Below are 8,034 nucleotides of genomic sequence, written 5' to 3'. Positions count from 1 at the left end.
GTCCGGATCGGCGTAGACGGCTACGCTCGCGATCCCGGCATCCCGGCAGGCACGGGCAACACGGACAGCGATCTCGCCACGATTGGCGATGAGCACCTTCTGCATGCTCTCTCTTCCCTCTTCAGCCGTCCGGCGGGGACGGTCACGTTGCTATCCCAGGGCCCGCTTGAGGAAACCCAGTACCACGCTCGCGTAGCCTTCGGGATCGCTTTGCAGCCCGAGCAGGTGCTCGGCTCCCGGGAGGACGTGCGTCTCGGCCTGGGCATAGCGCTCGGCCAGCGCGTCCACCGAGGAGGGCGGCACGATCGCATCGTGCTCGCCCGACATGAACAGCAGTGGGATCTTGGCGAACTTGCCGGTCGTGGGCGGTGGCCAGTGGGCGCGCAGCATGGCGGGACCCAGGGCGCACAACGTGCGGGTCACCACGGAACGGGACGGTTCGCCGCTCAGCGCGGGCGGCATCGGCAGCGCCTCCGCCTCCAGGTACTTGCGCAGCAGCGGCGGGACGTCGTGCCCCGGCCCGCTGTCGCACACCAGCGCGTCGAACTCGAATCCGTCGTGGGTCAGCGCCCACATGGCCGAGAAGCAGGAGAAGGAGAAGCCGTAGACGGCGATGCGCGCCGTGCCGTACCCCTGCTTGTCGCGCAGCCAGGACACCACCTTGGTGACATCGCCCGCGAACCGGTCGCCGAGCCCGAACAGTGCCCGGTCGTCGCTGCTGGCCCCGTGGTTGCGGTGGTCGAACAGACAGACCGTGTACCCGGCGTCGTGCAGGAACTTGGCGTGGCCGAGGCTGTGGTCCTTGCCCGCCCCCAGGCTGTGGGCGAGCACCACGACCTTCTCCGTGGAGCCGGGGCAGAGCCAGGCGTGCACCCGCTTGCGGCGGGCGAACGGGATCTCCAGGTCGGTGCAGGGCAGCCCGTGGTCCCGGGGGTGCTCCCGCTGGGTCCGGTTGCGCGGATGGAAGGCGAGATACGCCAGCGACGCCCCGTACAGCGGGGCTATCGGCAGCGTCGCGACCGCAAGGGCGCGGGACCCCCGCGAGGGTGGCCGCACCGGCGTCCGGGGTGGCTCGGGCATCGGCGTCCTCCGGGAGGGGGTGGAGTGTCCGTCGGCGGTCAGGGCGGTCTCGTCTCGGTCGGTGCCGTGCGGTGGGGCAGAGGGGCGGGTACGTAAGGATGACGGCTACGCGGGGGTAGGGGCGGTCACCCGCATCCCCCGGCGTGGCCCTGGTCGCCGGACCGGGCGGCCACGAAGTCCGCGTCGGCCGGTGGCTCAGGATCAAGGGGAACGGGGGGCGGCGCGGCGCGGGAGCGGACCGCCCCGGCGAACGCCGGGAGCCGGTCCACGCCCCAGTACTTGTCGTAGCCGAGGGTGAAGAACGGCACGCCGAACGCCCCGTCCCGGCTGAGGTCCAGCAGCGCCCCGAGCCCGCGCCCGGCGCGCAGTTCCGGGTCGTCGGCGGCGCGGGCCAGCCGGTCCGCCGCCTCGTCCGGAAATCCCAGGCCGGTGGCGATGTCCGCGACGACCTCGCGGTCGCAGACGTCCCGGCCCTCCTGCCAGCGGGCCCGGTAGACCCGCTCGATGTACGCGGGGCCGCAGCCCGCGTCCAGCGCGTGAAAATACGCCAGATGCGGTACCTCCCAGACCGGGTCCCGGTCCACCGGCCAGGTGACGGCGAGACCGCGATCGGTCGTCAGACGGCGCACGTCCTGAAGGATATAGAGATGTTTGTCGCGTGACATCGCCGTGTACGGAAAAGACCGCCGGTGCTCGGCCATGCGGCGCTCGCCGTCCGCGTCCGGCTCCCACCAGGGGTGCCATTCCACCACCTGTGCGACATCCGGAAAGCGGTCCATCAGATCACGGTAGGCGATCCAGCTGTACGGGCTGCGGAAATTGAAATAGAAGCGCGGCACCCTACTGCGCCTGGCCGTCATGTCCGTCCCCCTTCACCGGGACCGTTCGGATCGCTCCGACCGCCACCCGCTCGCTCACTCGCTCACTCGCTCAAATCACGATGCCACCGTCGACCTGGAACACCGCCCCGGTCACATACTCCGCCCCGACCAGGTACGCGACCATGTCGGCGACCTCTTCCGGGCGGCCGAAGCGGCGCAGCGGGATGCTCTGCTCCGCCTCCTTGCGGACACTCTCGGACAGCGCCGCCGTCATATCCGTCTCCACGAAGCCCGGCGCGACCACATTGGCCCGGATGCCGTACCGACCGACCTCCTTGGCGAGCGATTTGGTGAAGCCGATGATCCCGGCCTTGGAGGCCGCGTAATTCGACTGTGCCGCATGGCCGTGCACGCCCGCCACCGAGGAGATGTTGATGATGCATCCGGACTTGCGTTTCATCATGCCGAATACCACCGAACGGCATATGTGGTACGTGCCGTCCAGGTTGACTTCCATGACGCCCCGCCACTCCTCGTCCTTCATCAACAGCAGCGGATTGTCCCGCGCGATGCCCGCGGACACCACCGCGACGTCGATGGGGCCGAGCCGGTTCTCGGTGAACGCCACGAGATCGCGCACCGCGTCCGCGTCCCGTACGTCCGTCTGCCGCCCGACCACCCGGCCGCTGCCGAGCCCGGCCGCCTCCGCCTCCAGGGCGCGGGCCGCTTCGGGGCTGGACTGGTGGCAGAACGCCACGTCGAAGCCGTCCCGGGCCAGCCGCAGCACGGTCGCGCGACCGATGCCGCGCGAGCCGCCGGAGACGAGGGCCACCTTGGTGTGCACGTCGGACATGGTGTTACGTCACCTCTCCTGCCGGGTCCTTCAGTTCGGCCGCCGGACGCATCGTCATCACCAGCCGCCCGACGGAGAGCACGGTCGCGTCCCCGACCAGGCTCTCTCCCTCGAACATGTACGTCTCCCCGACCTGCCGGGCCAGCCGGACGTGGTGTTCCACCACGTCACCGGGGAGGACCGGGCGGTGGTACTCGGCGTCGGTGACCCCGCCGAGCAGCATCGCCATGCCCTCCAGCACATCCGGATTGGGTTCCTCCCAGGCCACCAGCACCCCCGCCACATGGCACCAGGATTCGAGGAGCACCGTCCAGGGGTAGTGGTAGGCCTCCGCGGGCGCGTCGTCGGGTACGGCCTCGTACCAGGGTTCGTTGCAGGTGACGGCCTTGAGCCCGGAGGCGCGCTCGCCCGGGACCAGCTCGGTGACCCGGTCGACCAGCAGCATGGGGTAGCGGTGCGGCAGCACCCGCTTGATCTGGTCCACGGTGATCATCCGGTGGCCTCCCGTCCGGCAGGGGCCGTGAAGCGCAGCCGGACGCGGGCGGCGAGCCCGCGCTCGGTGGTGGCCTCGGCCCGGCAGCGCCAGCCGCCCGTGGCGTCGTCCCGTAACCAGGTGAACGCACAGCTCAGGGTGGAGCCGGGGAAGACCGGGCCGAGGAAGCGGGCGGACTCGACCGCCGCCAGGGCACTCCCCGGCTCGGGCAGCGTGGCGAGGGCGCCGCACTGGACGTACTCGACGACACACACCCCGGGGAAGATCGGGAAGCCGGGGAAGTGACCGGCGAACACCTTCTCCGTGCCGCCGACCACGGCCACGCAGCGGGCGGGCCGCTCCCCCGGCACCCCGGGGTCGACCACCTCCACGGTGCCGTCGACCGGTCCGCACGCGGTCGCCGTCACCTCACTTCTCCAGCTTCGACGCGAGCAGGTCGTGCACCTTCCGGAGGGTGGTGATGCTCTTCATCTCCTTCTCCTCCAGCTTCACCGCGTACTTCTTCTCCAGCTCGACCATGACCTCCAGGGCCATGAGCGAGTCGACGCCGAGATCCTTGACGAAGTCGGCCTCGTCGGTCACCTCCTCCTCTTCCACATCGAGGACTTCCGCGACGAAGGTGCGCAGTTCGTCGAGGTCCAGCGCGGCGGTGGCGTCGGCCATGGGGGTTCCTTCCGGTCTCGGGCTCAGGGGGCTTGCGGGGCGGCGAGCGCGGCGGGCGATTCGACCGGGACGGTCGCCGCGTCCGCCGCGATCCGGCGGATCATTCCGGTCAGCTGGCGTCCCGGTCCCAGCTCCACGAACCGGGTGCAGCCCAGCTCGCCCGCGAGGGTCCGGACGCTCTCCTCCCAGCGCACCGGGCTGGTGAGCTGGGCGAGTTCGCGGTCCCGCCACCGCCCGCCGCCGCGGTGGGGCGTCGCGTCCACATTGGCGACGACGGGGGTGTGCGCGGGCGCGAACTCCACGGCGGCCAGGGCCGTGCGCAGCTCGTCCGCGGCGGCGGCCATCAGCGGGCTGTGGAACGCGCCGCCGACGGCGAGCCGGATCACCTTGCCCCCGCTGTCCGCGGCCAGTGCGGCGAGCCCGTCGACGCCCTCGGCGGTGCCGGAGACGACGAGGTTGCCGGGGGCGTTGATGTTGGCGACCCAGACCTGTGGTCCCTCCGCCCGTACCCGGCCGGTCAGTTCGTCCACGGCCCGGGTGTCGAGCCGGACGACGGCGGCCATCGTGCCGGGCGCGCGCTCGGCGCTGCGCCGCATGGCGCGGCCGCGGGCGGCGACCAGCCGCGCCGCGTCGGCGAGCGGCAGCGCCCCGGCCGCGTACAGGGCGGTGTACTCGCCGAGGCTGTGCCCGGCGCACGCGGCCACCTCGCCCGTCAGCCCGGCGGCGGCCGCCTCGTGGTGGACGATCACCTGGTACGCGAAGACGGCGAGCTGGGCCAGGTCGGTGCGGCGCAGCGTGTCGTCGTCGGCCGTCAGCAGCAGCTCCCCGACGTCGACTCCGGTGTGCTCGGAGATCTCGGCCGCCAGCGGCCAGGACGCGGTGTCCCGCCACGCCCGGCCCATGCCCGCCTTCTGGGCGCCCTGTCCGGGGAAGACCAGCGCCGTGCGGACTTCGGCAGTCATACGCGCATCCCTCCCTGCTCCTTCACCGGATCCGCAGCAGGGCGGCGCCGACCACGCCGTCCCGGTCGACCGTGGTGATCAGGGCGGGGCTGCCGGGGGCGATCTCGCCGCGCTCGGCGAGGGCGAGGACGGCCGCGATCTGGAAGGCCGCGGAGGCGGCGCAGGTGTCGCCGATCGCGTCGGCCGTCGCCACCCGCGGCGGCTGGTGGCCGCCGAGGACGTCGGCGAGTGCGGCGCGCTCGGCCTCGCCCTCCGCGCCGGGCGCCTGGGAGTCGGCGAGGACCGTCACGTCGCCGGGGGCGGTGCCGGTGCGGTCCAGCAGCCGCGTCACGGCGTCGGCGAGGGCCGTACGGGCCGCCGCCGGGGCCGCGGCGAAGCCGAACTCCACGCCCGCGACCTCGGCGAGCCCGCCGCGGCCGTGTTCGCGCGCCTCGTCGGCGGTCTCCAGCAGCCACACCGCGGCGCCCTCGCCGAGCACCGCCGTCGCGTCGTCGTCGGCGCGGGTGTGCCACTCCAGCCAGGCGCGGGCGGAGGTGAACTCCTCGACCGCCCCGCACAGCACGGTGCGGGCGCGCCCCGCGCGCTGGAGCCGCAGCGCGTACCGCAGGGTGAGCAGCCCGGCGGCCCTGCCGCCCGCGATGGTGGCGTTGGGGCCCTTGAGTCCGTGCCAGATGGCGGACTGCCCGGCGGCGCAGTTCATCACCGTGTTGGGGAAGCGGGCCGGGTCCACGAAGAAGGGCTTGGCGCTGACGAGAGAGTCACGGGTGAAGTCCATGATGGACTGGGCGCTTCCGGTGCTGGTGCCGAGCGCGAGACCGGTGTGCTCGCCCACGCCCGGCAGCCGCCCGGCCCCGTCCCCCGCCTTGTCCTCCCGCTCACCGGAGAGCAGATGGCGGATCGCGGTGACGGCGAGGCCGGTGACCCGGTCCATGGAGCGGGTGTTCTTGCGGCCGAGGATCTCCCGGATGTGGAAGTCCGGCACGAGGCACGCCTCGCGGAACGGCACCGACCACTCCTCGGGGTCCAGCGGCTTCCCGGTGCCGCGGCCGGCCCCGAGACCGCTGCTGAAGTCCGCGGCCCGCAGCCCCAGGGGCGATACGGCGGTCCAGGCGGAGATGACCGGGCCGACCGTGGCGGGAGCGTTGACCATCGGTACTCCTTCGGTAGTGGCCCGGGGGCCGGACGGGGTGCTCACAGGAACCACACCTGTTCGTAGGAGGGCCAGCGCGCGGCGAGTCCGTACGCCTCGATCACCTGGACGCCGGGCAGCAGCCGGTCGGCGGCGGTGCGCCCCAGCGCGGTCAGATCGGGCTCCTCGACCAGCACGGTCACCCCGGCGTCGAGCACCTTCGTCACGGAGGCGCGCGGATCGGGCAGGGTGTCGAGGGTGCGCCCGCCGAGGCGCAGCGGCGGCTGGGGGGCGCCGGTGCGCACGGCGTAGCCGACGGCGGGTCCGCGCAGCGCCAGATCGCAGCCCCCGCCGCTCTGCCGGTGCAGATCGGGCACGACGTAGAGGGCGTCCGCGAACTGGGTCTCGACCGATCCGCGGTACGCCTTCTCCATGATCAGCAGCCAGCGCGCCTGCTCCGGCCTCGCCTGTTCCGGCATGGTTCAGCACACCCCCATGACCAGGGCCTTGTCCGCCGCCTTGACGTGTTCGGCGAACAGGAACGGGGACCGCTTGCTGACCTGGGGGATCTGGTCGGCCGCGCCCCGGTCGTCGGCGCAGAAGCGGCAGACGTACCAGTAGAGCCGGTCGGGGTGGTCGGCGAGCAGATCGCGGATGATCAGCGCGGTCGACGGATGGCGGCGCTCCAGGTCGGTGAGGTCGCGCGGCTTGGTGTCGCCGAGGGCCGCGCTGGTCAGCCCGGTGGCGTCGCCGCAGGTCCAGATCTGCACCCGGGCGCCGCGGTCGAGCAGCGCGGTGGCCAGCCGCAGCGCGGAGGTGACCAGGTCGCTCTGGTGGGGCGCGCCGAAGAGGTTGAGCAGCACGTCGGTGGCGGGTATGGGCCGGGCCATCAGTGCCACACCGCCCGTACCTGGGGTTCCAGCAGCTTGGCGGCCACGTCGTCCATCTCCACCATGCGGACGTCGGCGGTGAGATCGGCGGCGGGCAGGGCGCGCTGGGCGGCCGAGAAGGTGTCCACCCACACCTCGCCGCCGTCGCGCAGGAACGTCTCGATGCCGGGCGCGGCGCCGGGGAGGGCGGCGGTGACGCCGTTCTCGACGAGGAACAGCACCACCCGGTGGCCGCCCCCGGCCAGCCGTACCGCGTCGCCGACGAAGCGCTCGCAGGCGGGACCGGTCTGCGGGCCGCCGCTCTCGATCAGCAGGTGGTCCGTCATGTGAGGAGTTCACCGCCGTCCACGCCGATCACATTGCCGGTGATCCAGGAGGAGTCGGTGCGGGACAGCAGCGAGACGGCCTCGGCGACGTCCTCGGGGCGGGTGAGCCGCCGGTGCGGGTTGAGGTCCTTGGCGTACTCGGCGAGCCGTTCGCTGTCGGGGATGCGTTCCATGGACGGGGTCGGGGTGACCCCGGCGCGCAGCGCGTTGACGGCGATGCCCGACGGGGCGAGTTCCAGGGCGAGTTGGCGTACATGGGACTCCAGGGCGGCCTTGGCGGCGGAGACGGCGCCGTAGTGGGGCATCACGCGGGTGCCTCCGGCGGAGGTCATCGCGTACACCTTGGCGCCCTTGCGCAGCAGGCCCGCGGTGAACAGGTCCTGGGTCCAGTAGACGAGCGAGTGCGCCATCACGTCGAGTGTCATGTTCATCTGACGGGAGGTGAGGCTGTCTCCGCCGTCGGGGGTGACGTACGGCAGCAGGGTGCCGAACGCGAGGGAGTGCACCAGGACGCGCACGCCCGTGCCGCCGGTCAGCTCCTCGAACCTCGGCAGCAGCTCCTCGCGGGTGCGGGCGGAGGCGGCGTTGGCGTTGAAGAAGTGCGCCTCGACGCCGTGCGCGCGCATCTCCTCCTGGGCGACCGCCGCCTTCTGCTGTCCTTCGGTGGTGTCGAAGTGGACGCCCAGGATGCTCACGCCCGCGCGGGCCATCTCGTGCGCGATGGCCAGGCCCATGCCGCTGGAGGCGCCCAGCACCAGGCACCAGGATCCTTCGAGTGAGGTGATCATCGGCCGCTCGCCCTCCGTCGTTCGCGTCG

General features: G+C 72.5%; 13 protein-coding genes. All 13 read right to left on the bottom strand.

From position 1 onward, the window contains the following. On the bottom strand, nt 1-105 hold a 105-nt coding region (locus LCH29_RS34225; RefSeq protein WP_156107820.1), incomplete at its 3' end, for a biotin carboxylase N-terminal domain-containing protein. 45 nt (nt 106-150) lie between these two features. Further along, complete coding sequence (locus tag LCH29_RS34220) at nt 151-1,080, bottom strand: alpha/beta hydrolase family protein (protein WP_446465573.1); 930 nt, start codon at nt 1,078-1,080, stop codon at nt 151-153. A gap of 125 nt (nt 1,081-1,205) precedes the next feature. After that, nucleotides 1,206-1,940: a DsbA family protein gene (locus LCH29_RS34215; protein WP_446465572.1), complete on the bottom strand. Its 735-nt coding sequence runs from the start codon at nt 1,938-1,940 to the stop codon at nt 1,206-1,208. 70 nt (nt 1,941-2,010) lie between these two features. After that, a complete protein-coding gene (fabG, locus tag LCH29_RS34210; protein ID WP_446465571.1) occupies nt 2,011-2,754 on the bottom strand; it encodes a 3-oxoacyl-ACP reductase FabG in 744 nt (247 codons plus the stop codon). A 4-nt stretch (nt 2,755-2,758) separates the two neighbouring features. Continuing rightward, entirely contained in the window at nt 2,759-3,247 is a 489-nt protein-coding gene (locus LCH29_RS34205; protein WP_009717628.1) for a 3-hydroxyacyl-ACP dehydratase FabZ family protein, read from the bottom strand. Then, on the bottom strand, nt 3,244-3,654 hold the full coding sequence (locus LCH29_RS34200; RefSeq protein WP_446465570.1) for a 3-hydroxyacyl-ACP dehydratase FabZ family protein: 411 nt from the start codon (nt 3,652-3,654) through the stop codon (nt 3,244-3,246). Before LCH29_RS34200 ends, LCH29_RS34205 begins: the two co-directional genes overlap by 4 nt. Before the next feature lies 1 nt (nt 3,655). After that, nucleotides 3,656-3,910, bottom strand: coding sequence for an acyl carrier protein (locus tag LCH29_RS34195; protein ID WP_063735262.1), 255 nt, complete (start codon nt 3,908-3,910; stop codon nt 3,656-3,658). 23 nt (nt 3,911-3,933) lie between these two features. Next, entirely contained in the window at nt 3,934-4,872 is a 939-nt protein-coding gene (locus tag LCH29_RS34190) for an ACP S-malonyltransferase (RefSeq protein ID WP_446465569.1), read from the bottom strand. Between the two features lie 22 nt (nt 4,873-4,894). Beyond that, nucleotides 4,895-6,022, bottom strand: a complete 1,128-nt coding sequence (locus LCH29_RS34185; RefSeq protein ID WP_446465568.1) for a beta-ketoacyl synthase N-terminal-like domain-containing protein — start codon at nt 6,020-6,022, stop codon at nt 4,895-4,897. A 41-nt stretch (nt 6,023-6,063) separates the two neighbouring features. Next, nucleotides 6,064-6,480 (bottom strand): hypothetical protein, encoded by a 417-nt coding sequence (locus tag LCH29_RS34180; protein WP_446465567.1) that lies wholly within the window; start codon nt 6,478-6,480, stop codon nt 6,064-6,066. Nucleotides 6,481-6,483: 3 nt separating this feature from the next. Then, nucleotides 6,484-6,891, bottom strand: coding sequence for a hypothetical protein (locus tag LCH29_RS34175; RefSeq protein WP_446465566.1), 408 nt, complete (start codon nt 6,889-6,891; stop codon nt 6,484-6,486). Continuing rightward, nucleotides 6,891-7,217, bottom strand: coding sequence for a hypothetical protein (locus LCH29_RS34170; RefSeq protein WP_446465565.1), 327 nt, complete (start codon nt 7,215-7,217; stop codon nt 6,891-6,893). Before LCH29_RS34170 ends, LCH29_RS34175 begins: the two co-directional genes overlap by 1 nt. Next, nucleotides 7,214-8,005 carry an SDR family oxidoreductase gene (locus LCH29_RS34165; protein WP_446465564.1) on the bottom strand — a complete coding sequence of 264 codons (792 nt, stop codon included), beginning with the start codon at nt 8,003-8,005 and terminating at the stop codon, nt 7,214-7,216. The genes LCH29_RS34170 and LCH29_RS34165 overlap by 4 nt, the downstream gene beginning before the upstream one ends. Nucleotides 8,006-8,034: the final 29 nt, after the last annotated feature.

Source organism: Streptomyces sp. BRA346, from assembly GCF_052851135.1.
Note: the sequence above shows the minus strand (reverse complement) of the source record. Positions and strands in the feature narration are given on the sequence as shown.

Coding starts and splice junctions, on each gene's coding strand:
- LCH29_RS34220 (WP_446465573.1), bottom strand. CDS start 1,080: ATGCCCGAGCCACCCCGGACGCCGGTGCGGCCACCCTCGCGGGGGTCC.
- LCH29_RS34215 (WP_446465572.1), bottom strand. CDS start 1,940: ATGACGGCCAGGCGCAGTAGGGTGCCGCGCTTCTATTTCAATTTCCGC.
- fabG (WP_446465571.1), bottom strand. CDS start 2,754: ATGTCCGACGTGCACACCAAGGTGGCCCTCGTCTCCGGCGGCTCGCGC.
- LCH29_RS34205 (WP_009717628.1), bottom strand. CDS start 3,247: ATGATCACCGTGGACCAGATCAAGCGGGTGCTGCCGCACCGCTACCCC.
- LCH29_RS34195 (WP_063735262.1), bottom strand. CDS start 3,910: ATGGCCGACGCCACCGCCGCGCTGGACCTCGACGAACTGCGCACCTTC.
- LCH29_RS34190 (WP_446465569.1), bottom strand. CDS start 4,872: ATGACTGCCGAAGTCCGCACGGCGCTGGTCTTCCCCGGACAGGGCGCC.
- LCH29_RS34185 (WP_446465568.1), bottom strand. CDS start 6,022: ATGGTCAACGCTCCCGCCACGGTCGGCCCGGTCATCTCCGCCTGGACC.
- LCH29_RS34180 (WP_446465567.1), bottom strand. CDS start 6,480: ATGCCGGAACAGGCGAGGCCGGAGCAGGCGCGCTGGCTGCTGATCATG.
- LCH29_RS34175 (WP_446465566.1), bottom strand. CDS start 6,891: ATGGCCCGGCCCATACCCGCCACCGACGTGCTGCTCAACCTCTTCGGC.
- LCH29_RS34170 (WP_446465565.1), bottom strand. CDS start 7,217: ATGACGGACCACCTGCTGATCGAGAGCGGCGGCCCGCAGACCGGTCCC.
- LCH29_RS34165 (WP_446465564.1), bottom strand. CDS start 8,005: ATGATCACCTCACTCGAAGGATCCTGGTGCCTGGTGCTGGGCGCCTCC.